Here is a 20216-nt window from a genome sequence, read left to right on the forward strand (position 1 = left end):
GCTCAACGGATAAAAGGTACGCCGGGGATAACAGGCTAATAACCCCTGAGAGTTCTTATCGACGGGGTTGCTTGGCACCTCGATGTCGACTCATCGCATCCTGGGGCTGAACAAGGTCCCAAGGGTATGGCTGTTCGCCATTTAAAGCGGTACGTGAGTTGGGTTCAGAACGTCGCGAGACAGTTCGGTCCCTATCTGCCGTGGGAAAAAGAATGTTGACGGATCCTGTCTCTAGTACGAGAGGATCGAGATGGACATACCTCTGGTCTACCTGTTGTCGTTGCCAAACGGCATGGCAGGTTAGCTAAGTATGGAATAGATAACTGCTGAAAGCATCTAAGCCGGAAGCTAAACCGAAAAAACATTCTATTAAGAGAAGTGATAGACTATCACGTTGATAGGCCAGATGTGTAAGTATGGTAACATATTTCAGCTAACTGGTACTAATATCTCGAAAACTATAAACAAACTGCTAACAACAAAACTGGAAAAGTAAATACTTATGCCTTTCAGTAATTTAGTTTAAGAACAACAACGCATTACCATGTTGAGCATGAATAGTTAAAATCTTAGACACCTTGTTGTCCTTTAAATCAAATATATAGGACTGAAGGTTTTACTGGTGGGTATTTCATCTTCCACATATGGAACAATACAGATAGATCTCATTAGATTCATGTTTTTTTTTAATCACAGAATCAAATCCATGTCTTCGTTGTATCATTCAATACTATTTTATTGTTAATTCTTAAATAAATCTAAAGAACTAAAACCTACCGAACACATCATCGACACAACATCCATGAACACAATTATTTCTCACAAGTATCAGTTCTAATTCCAATAAATCCTTCAACCAGTTACATAACAAAACATCTCAACCACAACACCAATCTCAACTAAATATCTACTGATCTATTACTTATAACCTCATTATCTTCATAAAACATACCATAACTATAACATTTTATATCCTGTATGTTCTTTTATAACCCTTTCTTCTATTTAAACTGACAACACAAACGCCCAAACATCAACAAAACTACCAATTACCTCTACCCAAAGCCAACCAATTGTTTCCTCCAGTCATAGATCAGATCATTACAACAATTTAAATGTTAAAACGTTTAGCAACTACAACGTTCCCATGGCCAACAACACCATTAGTTCTTAATTCCTATTAATAATATGTCCGAGTATACCTATAGTGGTAATTATTCAATTGGTTAAACCATGGATGTTTCAATAACTTTACAAATTCCGACGTTATGTCTAATCGAACAACATCCACACCAACACCAAACTTAATACTTCCATCCCCTTCTTTTTAACCATGTTGTTTTCTAGTTATCAACCAATAAAATGAACAGATCTTCCATGAAGATTACTATATAACTAATTAAGAATTAAAACACCAACAACCGAACAAAAGTTGTCAACATGTTGTGGATTACATGGTAACATCTATCATAATACTAAAAACTGACATGTTTTCATTGGATGTTTGATCAAACCGCCATAACATAGATACAATTTATGTTTTAGAACTTAAACCGAAACATCGGATGTTATCACAGAAACAAAAAATAAACATACATGTTCGAACTGAATCTTTAATTCCAAGATTATACCTCCAACATCGATATTATTGATTAGTATACTTTATAACTATTAATATTAACAAAAGTTGATTAACCAAGTAGTCCATGTATATGTTAACATCATGATCTCGTTGGCCAATTTATCCCTATAAATTACTATTGAATAACAAAAACCCAACATCAAAAGCCCGTTTAATACAAATCTGAACTTAATCAACGATTTATACCCCAAAGATGTTCGGACCAAACGTTGTAACAAGACGATTAACTCCTCATTTGGAATATCAATTACCTTATACATGTTGTTTAAAAACCAGAACAATCCGATCATCGAAATAATAACCACATTATTAAATGCTATAAAAAACCATATAACCGTTGGCCTTTAATTACTTAACAACAACATCCCATCAAATATTACTTAAACATACCAACCACTACTTTCTATTCATTGGATTTTATCATCCGCTTTGTAAATAATTTATTAAATTAACAACTGAACCTTATACAAATAAACATCTCTTTGATTAGAACTATACTGATAAAAGAATACACCCTCTGATGTGAAGATCTATCACATATTAGAAACGTTATAAGCAAGTGATTTACAAAAATAACATCAATAAGTTTAACCAATATACTCATACGTTTGATTTATGGTATTTTTGTTTGCTGATGGTATGTAAATTACAAATTAAAACCATTTTATCGTCTAATAAGAAGATTAAAACGAAAAACAAAGAAAATAATAAGATGAACTTGAAACAAAATAACGATTATTTTAAATCCAATATCAATTCTGTTATATTCATTGACAGATTATAGGTGGTTAACGTTTTACATCATCGTTTTAGCTAAACTCTTCAATGATCTATGTAACCGAGAAGATGAACGGGAATATTATGAGAATTACTATGAGGATTATAGAGAAAACTCCAAAAATGGAGATGAAGAAGACAACGGAGACCGAAACAGTGACCAAACATAAACATGTTTAATCCATTTGATAATTTTGGTTACCAACCTCCAGATTTTAATTATGAAGATAAATATCTTCGGTCAAAAAACAACAAAGTGACAATCCGAATCCATCTACCCATCTGATAACAGTCTATAAATGACTAACAGAATAGATTACTTGAACAAAATTAAAACAAACACCCACAACAATCTAGCTGATAGTACCACTTTAATAAAAACATTCGATGATATGGACAACGGATTCGTGAACAACATCCTCGTTAATGGATCAACGATTTTATTCAGAAATACATCCGAGATGATAAAGAATAACAAAAAATATACCTATGGAACACATGGTACGCCGACAACAAATGATCTATGTGTTGCTATTAGCATGTTGGAAAGATCCGATAAGACAATGGTAACATGTTCGGGATTAATGGCATTAACATCAACGTTTCTATGTATACTAAAGCCAAACGACCACGCATTGGTAGTGGATTCTGTTTATAATCCTTTAAAACAATTCTGTAAGATGTTATTAACGAGATTCAATGTCCATGTTGATTTCTTCGATCCAAGAGATGAATATAACTTAAAGACATTACTTAGAACCAATACCAAGTTAATTCATTTGGAATCACCATGTTCGAATACATTCGAGATATTAGATATTCATTCGATCTGTAAATACATAAAACAACGTTCAAACAGATGTGTTATATCAATGGATAATTCATGAGCAACACCCTTAATATATAAACCAATAACACAAGGAGTCGATATATCGATTTGTGCTTTAACCAAATACCCAACAGGATGTTCGGACGTTGTTATTGGATCGGTATCTACAACAAAAAAACTTTCATTGGCATTTAATAACTTCGAAAGGCTTATCGGAACAACAAGTAGTAGTTATAACTGCACTTTGGTTCTTAAAAATCTGAAATCAGTCTTCGTTCGATTATATTACCACCATAATTCTGTTGTTAAGGTTTGTAAATATTTAACCACATCGGGTTATGTTAGTCATGTATTCAGTCCGATTTTACCATGATCTCCGGATCATAAACTTTGGAAAAGAGATTACAAATTAAGTAATGGCATAATATCGTTTACTCTCAAAAGCAACAAAATTGAAGACTATAAGAGATTATTAGATGGTCTTAAAATATTTGGATTAGGATGGTCATGAGGAGGATATAAAAGCTTAGCAGCAATAGCTGATACTAAACATCGACATTTCAAGGGAATAACCAACACCCCGATCATAAGGTTACAGATCGGCTTCGAAGACATTAACGACTTGATAAATGATTTAGATAATTCGTTTCAACATGTTAACAACAAGAAAACATAAATCCGATCAAACGTTTAGAGATAAACTGTTAAATCCAAAACAAAATCTTTATTAAACTGCTATTAAAAATCACAACGATGTAAAAACAAGTAGATTAAACAAAACTGGACAACAGAATAATAGTAATTAATCCATTCCCACGAAAATATAAACACATTGAAATATATATAAATTTTATGTTATAATTATAAAATACTATTAATAATAATTTAAAACAACGAAAAAACAACACAACTACAAGTTTGTTAATAATAATCGATGTTAGATGTAATAACATAAGTAAAACTTACCGTTAACAACAAGATTATAAGATAAAATGATCTAAACATAACAAAACATCAGGTACTTATGTCAATATTAAATTAAATTAATACCAAACAAAAAAAAACCATGAGGATGTTGGTAATAAAAATTCAAACTGTTAACTATTCTGATTAGAACCTAATTTAATCCAACATCCGATCCCGAGTTTTACTAACTTGACCTTTCAAGTGACCACCTGTTATTCAAAGATGAACTTGTTAATGGGTGAAGTACATTAATCCGATTAAATTAATTGCCATCAATAATATTAAGCAACATAGACGAAACATTGGGAAACACTATATATATTTTGATAAACGAATCTATGAATCCAACAACCGAAAACATCTACACATATAGAAACATCTCAACACTACCATGTTTAGATTTAAGATCTCAATGTATACATTTGAAGTATGGAATATAGATTATTCCTTTAAGATAAGAACTCTTTTATGCTTAGAATTTATGAACAAAAGGTTAGAACTTAAACAAGTTGAAACAATAATCCAGAAAGAGCCATCAATTGCTCGAAGATTTAACAAACAACATCATGTTTAAAAAAAAACATGAACAGAATCATTAAGAAGATCCGCATCAAAACTTAACAACTTAATAACAAACAAAATTATTGACTCGAACATTAATCAATTATTAAATTTATTAGATTGACATCTAAACCTAACAAAGTTTTAAAAAAACTAAATATATTTAAACATGAGAGAAATTATAAAGTAATAATCGGTATTAACGTTAAAGTTTAATTTCGATGTTCATAAATTTACATAAATTTATATTCAACATAAATCTACATTTCAGTTTGAGATCTATTATGATTTACAACGGTGTAATATGCATCGGAATTCAAGAAATCATCACTTCGTTGGCTTAATAGTTAACCATCTTAATATAATTAGAAAACATAGGATCACTTCATTTTAGATATTTATATTATTTTGTTGCTAATAGATTATCCAATATATATCTGATTGAATGTCAATTTAAATTCAATTGTATTAACTACCAAATTTATTGAACTTTTAATAAAATTCAGTTTAAAAACAAACAACGTTAAGTTATTAAAAACTTATTAAAACTAGAGCTGTTCTTAGAATTTTAAAAACATTTCTATGATCAATTGCATTTAATTGAAATATTTGTTATCTTTTAGTAAAACCAAAATCCGATCACACCCATTATACATTACATATTAATTAATTTAAATATTTTTTAGTCTATTAATTCTCTAAAACTCATACCAAACATCAATTTAGACTACTTACATCTGTCTATTAGACAGTCTTCTACATTTATTACATAAATTCTGATATTTATACCAATCTTAATTCAAACAAAATCACTAATCCCAACATCCTTATCCTCCGTTATTCTTCTTTGAATAAATAATATTTAATTTAATATACCCAGATATATCGTTGGAACTTATATTTTTTGAATAACTTTAACTTACTGATATCGTTTACTATTACCGTTACTATGACCAATTTATTTTTTTTTGTTAAATCCTTATCAAATAAGATACCATTAACTACATCCTTTATTAGATTTATAACTTCAAACTGTAATGTTATCGTAGAATTAAATCAATTTGAAGGTAATCCCAAATAACATAATTACAAATCTTAAGTTGATTAAAAATATTCTTATACTGTTGTTGGTAAAATTGGATTAAGCTATTTACACATCTACGTTGTTCAACAATTTATAACATATAAACAATTCATCCATTCTAGCAGAATATCTAAAATGACAATATAGTAAACGTTTCGATGCTTCAAAATAATCTGAGGATATATCTTTACATATACTTCCAATGAGATCTAATATGTCATAATATAAACAATTATCATAAAGACAACGGATTTTGTTGTTCCAAATAACTAATTTATGTAAAACAAACCTGTCAATCTGACGTAACAGCCTTGGAATCAATTCAGTTTCAGGTTCCATAACATTAAGTGTTCATTTTATTACATAATTTATTCCATACAACACTTCTACCATTTTCAATGATCAATTACCCCCTACTATTATGTTTTCAGATAAACCAAAAACCCATCCTCTTGAAACGTTGTGGTCGTTGTTTATTATATTGTTAACAGAAGTTCCAACAATAGACTTTGACATCTTATTAAAATCAACATTCAAGATAAACGGATGTGTTATCAATGGTTTTTATTAGAATTTTATCCTCTAATATAGTACTGGTTATTAATAATGTTTGAAACCATCTTCTATGTTGATCCATGTCTCCGATAACAACATCCCAAGGTAATCTACCATTCCTTAATTTATAAACAATACCCGCATCAAACCCATACATCCAAGACATCATTATACCTTCGATCAATTGAACCTATCATATCTGCCATATAAAATTTTAACTTCTGATCAATACGAATCCTATTTCTTTCTCAAATAGATCTCACAACCTTCAAAATAAATTTTTATCATAGATTATTTTATTAAATCAACCTCTAACTAAACAAATAGGTGTTCCCCAAACACGTTGATGTGACACAATCCAATCTGCCCTTGTTCAAATTAATTTAACGTATTAATTCTTTATGTCATTGAGGTTTAAACTTTATACAATTAATAATCTTTGTCGATTGTCACTTTCCTGTTATAATATAATCTTATATACCATTAGAGGATTAACACAATTAATTATCAAAGAATTCGATCATGTTGATCTAAGACCACCGTTTATTCACTTCAACACAATTATGGATAAGCGAACAGGCTATAAGTTTATTTATCATATTTTTGTTCCAACCAAACCATTAGTTATAACATCGATTGTCTTTTTTTTAAAATATTTGTTGTTGTAGTTCAAAAAAAACTTCTTTTATATTCAGTTAACCTTTTAAACCTGTTTAACCTGTTTGTTATGTTAACGATCGATGTTTTAGTTCTAAAATCAACAACTATTGGCATATTTCTTTGGTTAAAAACATTGAAAACATTGAAAGTAGTCATTATTTCAGCAGGGATTGATCCATATAACCATGATTGGTTCATACTTATTTCTTTTCTAACAACAAGATTGATCCATATTCTAATCTTTTAGAATTTAATCCATTTGCAGCTACATTAACATATATTCCTCATGGCAACGACCATAACATACAATTACTAATCTGTATTCTCGAATCTAACATCTATGAATCTTGGAATAAAAAATTAACTAACAATTCTAATAATGTTGGCATTGATATTATCTTAACTTGTCGTTTTTTTAAGATATTACACCATATATCCCGCCTTCAAGACTATCCATCACTGAATCAATAACATCGATATCTGGTATGCTACTGTTATCTGTTATTGATCAAGCTGAATATTTCTTCCCAAACGTTATCATTCCTGTTTTAACAGGGTTATAAATTCTATTAGTATATCATCTTTTGAGCTTTACAAAGTACAACTGTCCTTGATTTATAACAACGGATTCCAAACATTTTTAGTTGCAACCCTTGTGTTATAGCTCAGTTCAATAAATATATCTTACATAAAAATGATAAGTACCTTCTGTTTCTTTGTTTTAGCTATTACTTGTAGTTCGATAGGTAATTCATGACAATCCCAATTATTTTTTGATATTCGAAGACCTTCCAAGTTCTTCATTGGCTTGATACAAATGTCTTCAGTATTTTATTTACTATGTGATCTAGATGAAGTTCACCGTTTGCAAATGGTAGTCCATCTAATACTCTAAACCTTTTTTCTATTCAACGTTCACAACAAAGTTACAACTTCTATTACTTCGTTGATAACATGTATACTTAACATCTATACCATTTTCTTGTTTCTGTAACATATCAATATTAAATATCTGTATTAATAGTTCGTTTTAATCAAAGTATTTCTAACATTAATAGGTTCAATATCAAATTAATGTATCTGTTTTTTTTTGGAATTCAAACATTTTAATTGTATTATTGGATGATATAAACTCCAATTAAGTTTAAAACTATTAAATGCATGGATGTTGTGTTGTTTATTCAAGATGTAGTTCCAAGTATCTTAATTAAAACCGATTTAATTCTGTCATGATTGGAACAGTCATATTTAACATCAATGTAACACTTTGTTTGATAAACAACGGTCATAGAGTATTAATTGAAGGAGAAATAATAGGGTAACAACAAACAAACGATGTCAATTCCATCCTTGGTAGTATAAATTAATTAAATGTTAAGCTTCAAACATGAGAAACGTGTAAACAAAAGAAATCAATGATTCAATATGGTAACCCATCAATGATGTTGGTATAAATTTATCATTTTTATTAGAAATTAATAATATTATTATCTATGTAAGCAAAAAAATGTTTATAATTATATTATTGTTTATCCAAGTTATGGATTATTAGCTTAAAATGGGTATGATTTATATAAAATACAACAACAAAAAAGAGATGGTATTACATGGAGATTATATGTGTATTGAGATAACAAACGACTAAACATGTAGGTATTAAACCTCACTAACGTTGGTTCGTATTAAGTAATATGGATTAAATTAGTGTATTTATATTAAGATTTGATTTGTTTTTTAAAAAGGATTGTTCTGTCTAAGCTATTAGTTTATAAGTTGAAATTAAACCAAAAAAAAGGATCTAATCCAACACAGATACTTGTGATTAATATATTATTGGATATTATTTGAATTAATAACGATTGAGATTAACATCTTGAATCCGATGTTCAAAGTTGGTAACAACGTTCAAGCAACAACGAATCAACACTCTTTTAAACCTCCAACGATCGAATAGTTTTAATTAACTAATCTTTGGTAAGAAAATAAATAAATTAAATAACACATCATAGAATAAATTTTTACTTGCTAGTTCATTTAACATTGGCAACGTGTATTCTAAACCAAGCTTATGTAAACCAAATATTGTTAGTTTATACCCAATAGATCGTTCGTTTGAACCTTTGTTTAGGCATTTGATTGAATTTGTTTTTTCAATACGTCGTTTTAATCTATTTGATTTATACTTATAAGCTAGAGATCTATCCACAGCTTGTTTTGCTGTTTTAATACAGGATTTACGACGGCCATAATAACCTTTAGTTAATTTTAGAATTTCTTTATGTTTATAGTGAGTTGTTAATCCTCTACTGACTTTGGACATTGATGGTTATTTATCCGACATTAATATAAGTTTACTATTTCCTAATTTATTTAACATAACTACATGTTATTATGATTTAAAACTACAAGAACAACTATATGTTTTATATGGAAATGAATCAATCGGTAACATATTTTTAATTTAAATTTAATAAAAGTTAATTATTAATATAACATCTAAACAAAATAACAACAAAGTAGGATATGAATTCCAAACGTAACAACACTTAGATTTCATCTACATCGATGAACAATAAGCTTAGTTATATTTATTATCCTTGATTACAAGCGTATAATCTCATTTGAGTTAATTTATGGTTTAGATATGTAAATTTATTTCAATTTAATAGTTAAACAAATATAAAAACTTATTAATATTAAGTATAAATATTACAGTCTTGCCGAGACTGATGGTATTATCATGTTAGTTTAATAGTTGTTTGAAAACTTATTAATGGTATTTCTATCGTTATGCATCAACGTTTGACAACATTTTATATGTTTAAATATTTACTTAGTTGTTATAGAAATATCTAAATTGATAGTTCAACAGGTAGACATTTTGGCGTTTGATCAGGTAACCAACCGTTTGGTTATAATTTACACATTAACATATTAAGGTAGTTGTTATTATATTCTTTTTTAAAAATACAACATGAATAAGTTATTAATTCATATGGGTTTTAAAGATAAACAACAAGTGAATGATTTTGTTGTAATGTTTACATAAGTTACTATAATGATTGGATCAATGACAATGTGTTGGGGTCGGAATTAGTAGTTATTTAATACAATTTATATCAGTAGTGATGTTTATTTTCTGTAATAACAGGTATATGTCAGGATTTGATACAACGAAAACATGTTATTTTGGTGTATAGATTTTTAATATATATATATGTGTGTTTATGGAGACATTTACATGTTTTGGATTATTTATTATCAATTTTGTTTAAAGATATAACGATTTATGATAGATAAAAGGTAGTTATACTTATTAGTAGTCATTAACTTGTAACATAGAAATAATGAAATGGGGAGATAAATTGTTTGGTATATTGAAAATATCTGGTTATAATGTTATAAACATTAAAATTCGAAATGAAACAGATATATATTTGATGATTGATTAGTTTAATTTTAACTAGAACAACATTGTTGATTGAGTTTTTTATTAAAATATAATAGATTATTTCAATAAGTAATTCAATGCCAAAAAAAATGGTGTCAATTGAAGAATATAAATGTAGTGGTTATATATCCTTGAGTAGAATGTTATAAATAATTATAAATATTCATGTTTGGTTTTAGAAATGTTAATTAATTTTAGTACTATGTGTTATAATATTGAATTATCAAAACATATAATAGACATAAAATCGAGCAATTTATTATGTGTGTTTATGTGGTTTACATCGATTTGTTACTTCAATCATAACAACAAAGTGATGAATTAATTTCTATAATATTTATTTTTAAGTAAGATATTGTATTGTTTTAATTGAAATAAATCTGTCATAAATTGAACATATTTGACATAACAGATGATTTACAATTAGTAATGATGTGTATAAATTACTCCATCAATATATTTATTAATTTATTCGATCAAAATTATCAAACAAACAGATAAAATATTGAACTAATATGTGTAGTTTGGTATAAATACCAAATTTATCATGAATGTTATTGTTGTGAGAATAATGTTGTGAAGTATCGGATAATTATAAGTTATCAACGTTTATAATTCATACTTATCTCTTTTTTTAAAATAAACTTACATGATTATAATCGAAATGTTATAATATATAGTAATTCACTGTAAAGTGATCATCGATCTTGATAGCATATATATTATAGCGGTTGGATTTTTGTTAAATGTTTTAGAGTTTAATACTATAAGGTATTATTTTAATACTTTTGTATCTTTTATATCAATTAACTAATAATCGATCAGTTCTCGCCTTAAGTTAAATATAATTGAGTCTTGTTTTGTTTCATTTAATTTCAAGTATTAATAATTTGAGATATTTATGATAATCGTAGTAATAATTTGGTTCCTTATGGTCTTAAAACAACAACATCTACATAAAAACAAACAAATAAACGTTACAACGTTGTAATGGCTGTTGTGTTTGATGCAATTATGTTGGAGATGTTGGGATTTGGTTGATTGGTTGTTTTCATTAAAAGAAACGATTTATAATAACCAATACAAATAGATGTTTTTAAAAGATGTTTATTAATTTTAAGAATAATAGTTGAATAAATTTGAAGTTTCGGTTGATGAATCAAACATCGGATTACTGGATTTAGACTAACACCAACATCCAAAAGATATGATCATGATGTTGAGAAAAAAAACCATAGTAGTCAATGAATGGGATAGATAATGTTCGATGGTATTGTAATAAATTAAAGAATATTTTGAAGATTGGCTTATAATCAGGTAGTTTTAGATAATTTTAATTCATAAATTATTATACCAATAAATGATTGGAGGTTATAAACATGTCAATTGTTTGTTATCTTTGGTACAACGTTTGGTATGATGATTTAATTTTATCTTTTTTTAATAGTTATTTAAAATTAAGAATTATAACAATTTAATCTTTTAAATATGAAATATTATAACAACAAAGTAAATAGTTTAAATTATAATTTTTTTGATTGATAGAAGATAAAACTGTGTAATCACGTTGTGTTATCGAGCATATGTTTGAGAGGTTTGAACACGATTATTGATGAAATGGGACTATCAGTATTTAGTGACTACGTTGGTCTTGAAATTTGTTTAAATAAACGTATTACAAAAGATATTTATGTTAAAATGACATATTAAATCAACAATCAATAGTATTGAGCTGTTGGTGTTTAAGTCAAGAATTAGAGGATTAATCTATGAAATATTTATTGATAAGTGTGAATTGATAAAGATTAAGCTTAATAATTTGCTATATGTGAGTATATTTGATTCGAATGAAACTATTATAAATCCTGATACCGAGAAATTATTTTAAATACTTAACATAAAACTGAAGTTGTTAGTAGTATAATGGCTTTGAATCAAGTAAACTCTCGAAAGATTTTAAAATATAACCTTAACAACAAGATAAAATTATAAATCAGGTTAATGTTGTTAATAATTTAACAAAAAACGGTATGAAATGAAAAAAACGTTTATTGGTTGAAGTTAATATGCCAAGATTAGTTATAGAGAAATGGAAAACAGATATAAATTGATAAAAATAATATTAAACAATACAGTTGCAGTATAATGGTGGAGTTTAAGAAGGTGGTTCTTGAAGTGTTAATTCAATTTTGTCCAGTCGTGTTAATTGCTAAACATATTACACCGTTGTTAATGTCCAGTCACCCTTGAATCATACATGTTTTCTCTGACCGTTTTAAACCAACATGCAGATAACTAAGAATTAAAATAAAATTTGATAGATTTTTGTTAGTACAAATGTATAAATAGTTTATGAGAAGATAGACTGTTATAAAAAAACCATAAACCATTAAAGACTAATAGCATATAGTTATTAAATAATGTTTTTTTAAAAAAACACTAAGAACAAACGACCTCTTGGTTTAAGATCTAATAGATCTCATCTATTAAGGGTTATAATATTTATAAACTTGTTTGATCTGATTGAATTGGCTCATGAATTAGGAAATAAAATGTTGGAACTAAGTGCTGGAATAAAAGTTAGAGATAAATGATAAAGTATAGATGTAGGAGATAACAGATTAATTTTTTTGATTCAATGTATATGTTTATGTTGTCTGTATAATTTGCTGATAATATTTAATGAGATTAATGTTATTAAATGTATGATTGATGTTGATTATGAACAGAGACTATTAAACAATTGAATAGAATAAATTTGTTAGTATATGACATATCGACATGTTCTAACTAATGGAAACAAAGAAATAAATCGAGAAATATTAATAAGTAATTGATGAGTAATGATATAATGTTACTGATTGTTCAGTTTATTGAAGAAAAAAAACAAAGCAACATTGACATGTTTGGATTGGAATTTAACTAACCGTAACACAATGAGGTTGAGATAAAAAAACATAGATGTTATCTGTGGTTGTTGATGTTCTCAATTAGATAACAGAATTAAGATAAATCAATAAGAATTCATTCGATGCTAATAAAAAAAATAAACTTATTGATCGAACATCTTGTTGTAACTAGAATTAAGGTCTAGATTGGAATTATTATTCATGTCTAAATATGAAATGGAATAAATTAAAGACTAAAAACATCCTATGTAAATTAATCTATCTAAAAATGATTCATTATCTAACAAAAAAACAAAATCTGGTTATAAACAGGTTATTATCTATATTAATCCCAACTATGTTGGCGGTTTTGAGGTAGAAAGATGTCTATATTTGTTGGAAAACCATTAAATTGACAGACAGGTTTACAACGGTCAGCAACACCAGTAATGAAACAGATAAATCAGCTTATGAGTTTTACAAATGTATTATTATTTCCAATATTGGTGTTTGTTGTAATAGCAATTATAATTCTGTGTTATAAAAACAACGGAAATACTGTTATATCACAAACAAATAAGAATTTACCTTTAGAAATCATATGAATAATTATACCAATTATGATTTTATCCAGTATATGTGAACCTTCGTTTAAGGTATTAAAGTATCAGATGTCTCAGAAGAGGTTACCATTTATTACTGTAAAAGTAACAGCACATCAATGATATTGAAACTATGAATATAACTTAATTGGTGATAGATTTAATTACAATTCGAATATATTGAGACCACAACATAGAATTGGATTCAAGAAAACTAATTTAGGTCTCTATCCTGAGCTATTGGCAACAGATTATGAACTTGTTGTACCTACCAGAAGGGTTGTTAGAATATTGATAACATCTGATGATGTAATTCATGGATTTGCTGTTCCATCGTTTGGGTTAAAAATAGATGCAATTCCAGGAAAATTGAATGATGCTTGGATTAAGGTAAGTACTCCTGGTATATATTATGGTCAATGTTCAGAATTTTGTGGTAAAGATCATGCATTTATGCCAATTGCTGTTCGAGCTGTATCTCAAGAAAGATTTAATAACTGGTTGAAAGTGGCAAAATCCGATCTAGATAAAGCATTTAGGATAATGAGACATGGATCGTAAATTTAATAAGTTAACAGATTACATCGAAGATAACATATTTCGAATGATATTAAATATTTATGATATTGTGGTATTTGTTAATGATTGGCTAAGAAAATATACTACAAATGTTATAAATTCGTTGATGCTTTGGGATCATGTTAGGATGGGTAGATATTATATATTCTTTTCAGTAATATTTGGCACAATTGCTATGATAATATCGATCTTGATGAGAACCGAATTAAAACATCCTGGAATACAGGTTTACAACAAAATTGCCAGATTAATATATAAAGATGGGGATATAGATGATAGAGCTAAACATTTATATAATTCTTCGATGACAGCACATGGTTTAATAATGATATTTTATATGTTAATGCCGATGCTTATCAATGGTATGGGAAGTTTATTAATACCAGAATTAGTTATGTCCAACGGTTTGGCTTCGAAAGCAGCAAGTTTATGTTCTTTCTTTATTTTGGTATTGTCAGGTTTAATTGCAGTGGCATCGATGTTAACAAAAGGTACATTAAATGATTATGGTTCTGCAACAGGATGGACTTTATATCCTCCGTTATCTAATGCCAATTACCATGCTGGTAAATCAGTAGATTTGGTTATATTTGCAATTATATTGGCATGTATTTCATCTGTAATTACTTCATCAAACTTTATTTCAACAATTATAACGAAGAAAGATAGGAGAGTAAGACTTGTTAAAATGTCACTTATAGCTTGGGCGTTGTTAATTTCATCTTTATTATTAATAATAATAATGCCAGTACTAATAAGTGCTGTTACAATGTTGTTTTTAGATAGAAGATATAACACTGTTTTCTATGAGGCTCAAGCAGGAAGTGATCCCACGATGTTTCAACATTTGTTTTGGTTCTTTGGACATCCGGAAGTCTATGCTTTAATACTACCAGCATTTGGAATAGTAAGTGAAATTATATCTAAGTTTTCAGGTAAACCAATCTTTGGAAGATCTGGCATGATATTATCAATGATGTCTATAGCATTAATAGGTATGGTTGTTTGAGCACATCACATGTATACTGTAGGGTTTACATTTAAATCGATAAAATATTTTGTAATCTCAACAATGGCGGTTGCTGTTCCAACCGGAATTAAGGTGTTTTCTTGACTTGGTACTATGTGAGGTGGCAATATTCGTTTGAAATCCCCTATGATATGGGCATTAGGATTTGTGATATTGTTTGTTGCAGGTGGTTTAACTGGAATACAATTAGCTAATGCTGCTTTAAGTAAAGCATTACATGATACTTATTATGTTGTGGCTCATTTTCATTACGTGTTGTCTGTTGCATCGACATTTGCTGCCATGGCAGGATGATATTATTGGTTTTATAAAATATTTAAACGAACATATAGTGAAAAATTATGTATATTGCATGCTGTTATAACATTTATAGCTTCAAACATAACATTTCTACCTCAACATTTTCTAGGATTAGCTGGAATGCCAAGAAGGAGTATAGATTACATCGAAGCTTATAGCGGTTGAAACAAAGTGTCAACATATGGTGCATATTTTGGTGTTATTGGTATTTTGTTGTTCTTTTATATTATTATTGATTCAAAAATTAGAGGTAAAACATGTATTAAAAGTCCATGATAAAGATGTTATCGATAAGTTCGGGTCTGATTTATGGATTCAGTATCGCGATGTTTGTTTCCATGGGTGTTTTCTGTTATTTAATGACAAAATTGTATAAAATAACATGTTCCAAGTTTGGTTTAGCTGGAACTCCTAAGAAAGGAGTTAATCTTAACAAGAAATTACATCACCAACCTATTCAAATAGAATTTATTACTCAAGTAGATAAAATGTTGCCATGTGTTTTTAGATGTAGTATAAGTCATATAACTTTAATACCTGGAGAAGTAACAAAGGCCAATTATAAACTAAGAAACAAAAATAACGACTATTTTGTTGGTGAAGCAATTTACAACATCACACCATTTATAGCAAGTAAATATTTTAATAAATTACAATGTTTTTGTTACAACAAGATGATAATACCTCCGTTTGCTGATATTGTTTTGCCGTTGGTGTTTTACATCGACCCAAATATAAACTTCGATGATGATACTAAGAACATAAAGAAAATAACCTTAACGTATATTTTGAATAATATGAGAAAATGATAGAGTCGATTCTAACACTGCTTATTACGTTGGTAATGATGTTGATGACTAGTATGTTGGTTCTATGATCTTATATTAATAATTTAAAAAATAGGAGATATAATATAAGGTTCACGTTAACTAAAGGAAAAAGGATTAGTAATTTTCATAACATTGAGTATACCGTGTTTAAAACTCTTTTTATTAAGCTTATGCATTTTATTATGAAGAAAAATTATAAATTACATATTGCTATTGTGTCTATTTTATTGGTGATTCAGATAATGGAACTCAAATGGGCATTTAATCAGTGTTTGGTTTTTTATGATCAGTTTGAGGTGTTAGTATTAACATTGATGTTCATTAACATGATAGTTGGATTGTTTATATTATTTATCAGGAACAACGTTGTAAATATGATAGGCTTGAGGTATTGGCAAATATTAGGTTTTTTATGAGATATGTATTATATTTTTCTTGCAAAGTATTAAATTAATATCTACCTGAATAAAATTCTACTATGGATTCAGGATTCATGGTAACTGGATAGGTTTTATTGGTATATTTCGGAATTTTTATTAACTTAAATGTCAGATATCGATAACAACATTCGATATGTTTTGGAACATCTAATTCAAAATTAAGTATATTTTGTTTTATCAGCATTGAATTAATATATTTCGGATGTATTCTGAAGACATCTCCAACGTTGCATTCATATGAACATATGTTTACTTCTTTATTATTTACTAGTATATAACCATGATCTATAAGTTGTCTGGCAGCTCTGAATGATGGAGCTAATTTGGCCCTATGTACTAGCACATCTAACCTTATCTCTAACAAACGAACGATATTGAGAGCAACGTTGCCATTAAGTTTCAAAGCTTTTATGTATATTTTTTTAAATTTTGATTCTGTTAAATTGGAATAATAAATCTTCATCTTTTGTTTTGCTAACAGTCTAATACCATAATCTGTTAGACGTTTCTTTGGTTTGTTGCCATGTTGTCCCGGCCCATAGTTTCGTTTGTTTAAACTTGATCTTCTAGAGTTTCAGATGTTTTCACCAATTCTTCTATCAAATTTAAATTTAGGTACTTTTCTTCTATTCATGTTAGGTCCTTAGTAATGTGATTAACAATGAAGATATTAATAACTGACAAATGTATCCATAGGATTTTGTAATTAAACTGTTATCTGTTATGCTAATCGATGGTCTCCTGATTAAACAACCCAGAGATATGCCATAGAAAACATTTTAAGATGTATAGTAGCTAATAAAACATAGAAGATATAGGTCTCATTGACATCGGTATTCGTTTATTCCAAGCATGGATGTTGTTCATTTTTAGTTTATTGTAATAAATCTCTGATTATGTAGGTTATTAGATAAGAGTTTTATATTGTTAGTTATGAATTACTATTTATATTGAATCAATAGGATAATTAGGTTACATAAATGTACTATAACCTGTTATTAATGGTTTCATGATCCGAACAAATGGTTGTTAACGATGTACTCTCAAAGAGTTTTGTTGTTGTTTTTAATTAATGAATTGGTAAGTATTAATCCTGTAATGAATAAACTACTTAAAATTGGTATTGTTATTCTCTGTCTTATGTTTAGTCATGGTTCTGATACTCAATTTAGGAAACCAATCACATCCCGAGTGTATTGGTGGATGGTATGTTGAGCACAGAAGTTGTCTTTGATACATCCGTAAGCCAATGGTGGTCTCATAGCAGTCCAACCGCTTTCTAGACCTTTGTTTTGATATAGATTACTTTTATTTCTTATAACAGTATTACCATAACCAGTTAAAAGATCATATATTCATTGAAATGATCTATATTTTGTTACTAAAGATAAGTCCGGAGGCAACGACCCATTGTTAAAATGTTTGGCCTGTATAATTGATTTGTATGGTAACTTAAAATAATCGATTATTCTATATTTTTTTACTAACAAAGCTGCTTGTTTGTGGGTATATCCCAATTTAAGTAGATCCATAAGCTTGAAAAGCTTAAGAGAGTGGCAATTGATGCATACTTGTCTAAAAATATTGAAACCACGTTTAATCTGACCTATCTTGAAGCTAATATCCAATATCTCTTATGTTTTTTTTGTTGATAAATGAAATAATTCTTATAATTAAAGGTAGAGAAATAAATCCTAGATATCACAACACACATGCTTTGGATAATTTAGAGATCAATTTTGTATATCTGCATTTACCTGTCAATCCTAAAAAGATAAGACTGATGAATGCGGTTATAGTATGTAATCGATAACTTCTTGTTGTTATATTTGGTAGTTCTTTGTTATAAATATATGGGATAAATACTAAGGAAGATAGGAGTACTATTATCGAAGTTATACCTAACATCTTTGATTCGAAGGTTTTAAGTATTGAATAATATGGTAAGAAATACCATTTTGGTTCAATGTCAGTAGGAGTTGAATAATAGTCAGCTGGGATATAACTTAATTTATTCAATATTATATTTGGATAGACCAAACATAGAACATACATTACAAATAATACAACAATACAAGTCATTATGTCTTTAGCAACAAAATTTGGATAAAGATCTTCAAATGATTTTGATATTGGTAGTCTGTTCGCTATTGGGCTTGTTTGGCCTTTAATATGTACTAATAACAGATGTATTATGATAAAAAATAAACATATAAATGGAAATATACAATGGAAAACAAAGAATCTTCTAAGTGTTGAAGCACCAACTGAATATCTTCCAAGTAATATTAATCTTAGAGGTTTACCAACAATTGGAATTGAGCCTATAAAGTTCGTGATTACCACAGCAGCCCAGTATGACATTTGACTTCAGCTTAAAACACTACCAAAAAACTCGATCAGCATCATAATTAAATGTATTATACTACCTGTTAATCATATTATTTTTTTGGATCCGGAATATGCTTTATAATAAATTCCTTTAAATATATGTAAATATAACAACAGGAACAACGCAGATGATCCGCAGACATGTAAGTTTTTTACTAATCATCCATATTTAAATAATCTTTCAGTTCTATGAATAGATAGAAACGCCAATCTGGTTGATGGTTTGTAGTGAATAGCCATCGAAATTCCTGATGATATTTGGAGAATAAATATAAACATCAATGAAAATCCTGTAGTATACAGCCAGTTTGCATGTTTTGGTACTTGGAATTTAATTAAGTAGTTTATCATAGTTTTAGTTAGATCTATCACTGTGTTGTTTTTTATTTTAGTTATTGTTGAGGTTTGATTTAAGTTTACAAATGGGATATTTTAGATTATAACAGGAATAGTACAATTAAATTAATTGGTTTGAGTTATTATAGAAATATCCAGTGGTATATTTAACTTTAACTCTTTATTTTGTTCGAACAATAATTCGAATTGGTAGAAAAATAACAATGGACCAATCAGTTATCGCAGAACATGTCTAATATCTTAGGTTTTATCATTGAATGAATGTTTTAATATT

Annotated in this window: 14 protein-coding genes and 1 rRNA gene; 7 read left to right on the forward strand and 8 right to left on the reverse strand. The window is 28.1% G+C overall.

Annotation, left to right across the window (positions count from 1 at the left end):
- From MAGTDC_RS01960 to MAGTDC_RS01970, 3 genes are all read left to right on the forward strand, one after another.
- A 23S ribosomal RNA gene (locus MAGTDC_RS01960) occupies positions 1-468 on the forward strand; the annotation flags it as partial.
- 1656 nt (positions 469-2124) lie between these two features.
- A complete protein-coding gene (locus MAGTDC_RS01965; RefSeq protein ID WP_146656839.1) occupies positions 2125-2589 on the forward strand; it encodes a hypothetical protein in 465 nt (154 codons plus the stop codon).
- 129 nt (positions 2590-2718) lie between these two features.
- On the forward strand, positions 2719-3924 hold the full coding sequence (locus MAGTDC_RS01970; RefSeq protein WP_146656840.1) for a PLP-dependent transferase: 1206 nt from the start codon (positions 2719-2721) through the stop codon (positions 3922-3924).
- Between the two features lie 2001 nt (positions 3925-5925).
- Here the strand turns inward: MAGTDC_RS01970 and MAGTDC_RS01975 are convergent.
- From MAGTDC_RS01975 to MAGTDC_RS01990, 5 genes are all read right to left on the reverse strand, one after another.
- On the reverse strand, positions 5926-6396 hold the full coding sequence (locus MAGTDC_RS01975) for a hypothetical protein (RefSeq protein ID WP_192573084.1): 471 nt from the start codon (positions 6394-6396) through the stop codon (positions 5926-5928).
- Positions 6380-6583 (reverse strand): hypothetical protein, encoded by a 204-nt coding sequence (locus MAGTDC_RS01980; RefSeq protein WP_278046926.1) that lies wholly within the window; start codon positions 6581-6583, stop codon positions 6380-6382. The genes MAGTDC_RS01975 and MAGTDC_RS01980 overlap by 17 nt, the downstream gene beginning before the upstream one ends.
- Before the next feature lie 691 nt (positions 6584-7274).
- Positions 7275-7412: a hypothetical protein gene (locus MAGTDC_RS04620; RefSeq protein ID WP_192573086.1), complete on the reverse strand. Its 138-nt coding sequence runs from the start codon at positions 7410-7412 to the stop codon at positions 7275-7277.
- Positions 7413-7489: 77 nt separating this feature from the next.
- Entirely contained in the window at positions 7490-7678 is a 189-nt protein-coding gene (locus MAGTDC_RS05520) for a hypothetical protein (protein WP_146656843.1), read from the reverse strand.
- 1356 nt (positions 7679-9034) lie between these two features.
- Entirely contained in the window at positions 9035-9394 is a 360-nt protein-coding gene (locus tag MAGTDC_RS01990; RefSeq protein WP_146656844.1) for a 50S ribosomal protein L20, read from the reverse strand.
- A 2821-nt stretch (positions 9395-12215) separates the two neighbouring features.
- Here MAGTDC_RS01990 and MAGTDC_RS04625 point away from each other — a divergent pair.
- The 4 genes from MAGTDC_RS04625 to MAGTDC_RS02005 all read left to right on the forward strand — a co-directional run bounded on the left by MAGTDC_RS04625 (position 12216) and on the right by MAGTDC_RS02005 (position 16736).
- Positions 12216-12413 (forward strand): hypothetical protein, encoded by a 198-nt coding sequence (locus tag MAGTDC_RS04625; protein ID WP_192573087.1) that lies wholly within the window; start codon positions 12216-12218, stop codon positions 12411-12413.
- A gap of 1383 nt (positions 12414-13796) precedes the next feature.
- Positions 13797-14576, forward strand: coding sequence for a cytochrome c oxidase subunit II (coxB, locus tag MAGTDC_RS01995; RefSeq protein ID WP_146656845.1), 780 nt, complete (start codon positions 13797-13799; stop codon positions 14574-14576).
- Positions 14566-16203: a cbb3-type cytochrome c oxidase subunit I gene (locus MAGTDC_RS02000; RefSeq protein ID WP_146656846.1), complete on the forward strand. Its 1638-nt coding sequence runs from the start codon at positions 14566-14568 to the stop codon at positions 16201-16203. Before coxB ends, MAGTDC_RS02000 begins: the two co-directional genes overlap by 11 nt.
- 47 nt (positions 16204-16250) lie before the next feature.
- Entirely contained in the window at positions 16251-16736 is a 486-nt protein-coding gene (locus MAGTDC_RS02005; protein ID WP_192573088.1) for a cytochrome c oxidase assembly protein, read from the forward strand.
- A 468-nt stretch (positions 16737-17204) separates the two neighbouring features.
- Here MAGTDC_RS02005 and rpsD read toward each other — a convergent pair whose 3' ends face one another.
- The 3 genes from rpsD to MAGTDC_RS02020 all read right to left on the reverse strand — a co-directional run bounded on the left by rpsD (position 17205) and on the right by MAGTDC_RS02020 (position 19957).
- Positions 17205-17828 carry a 30S ribosomal protein S4 gene (gene rpsD / locus MAGTDC_RS02010; RefSeq protein WP_146656848.1) on the reverse strand — a complete coding sequence of 208 codons (624 nt, stop codon included), beginning with the start codon at positions 17826-17828 and terminating at the stop codon, positions 17205-17207.
- A gap of 364 nt (positions 17829-18192) precedes the next feature.
- The gene (locus tag MAGTDC_RS02015; RefSeq protein WP_146656849.1) at positions 18193-18822 is read right to left on the reverse strand and encodes a cytochrome c1; all 630 of its coding nucleotides are present in this window, start codon (positions 18820-18822) and stop codon (positions 18193-18195) included.
- A complete protein-coding gene (locus MAGTDC_RS02020; protein ID WP_146656850.1) occupies positions 18812-19957 on the reverse strand; it encodes a cytochrome b in 1146 nt (381 codons plus the stop codon). The genes MAGTDC_RS02015 and MAGTDC_RS02020 overlap by 11 nt, the downstream gene beginning before the upstream one ends.
- Between the last annotated feature and the right edge of the window lie 259 nt (positions 19958-20216).

The sequence above is a fragment of the Candidatus Hodgkinia cicadicola genome, from assembly GCF_002774925.1.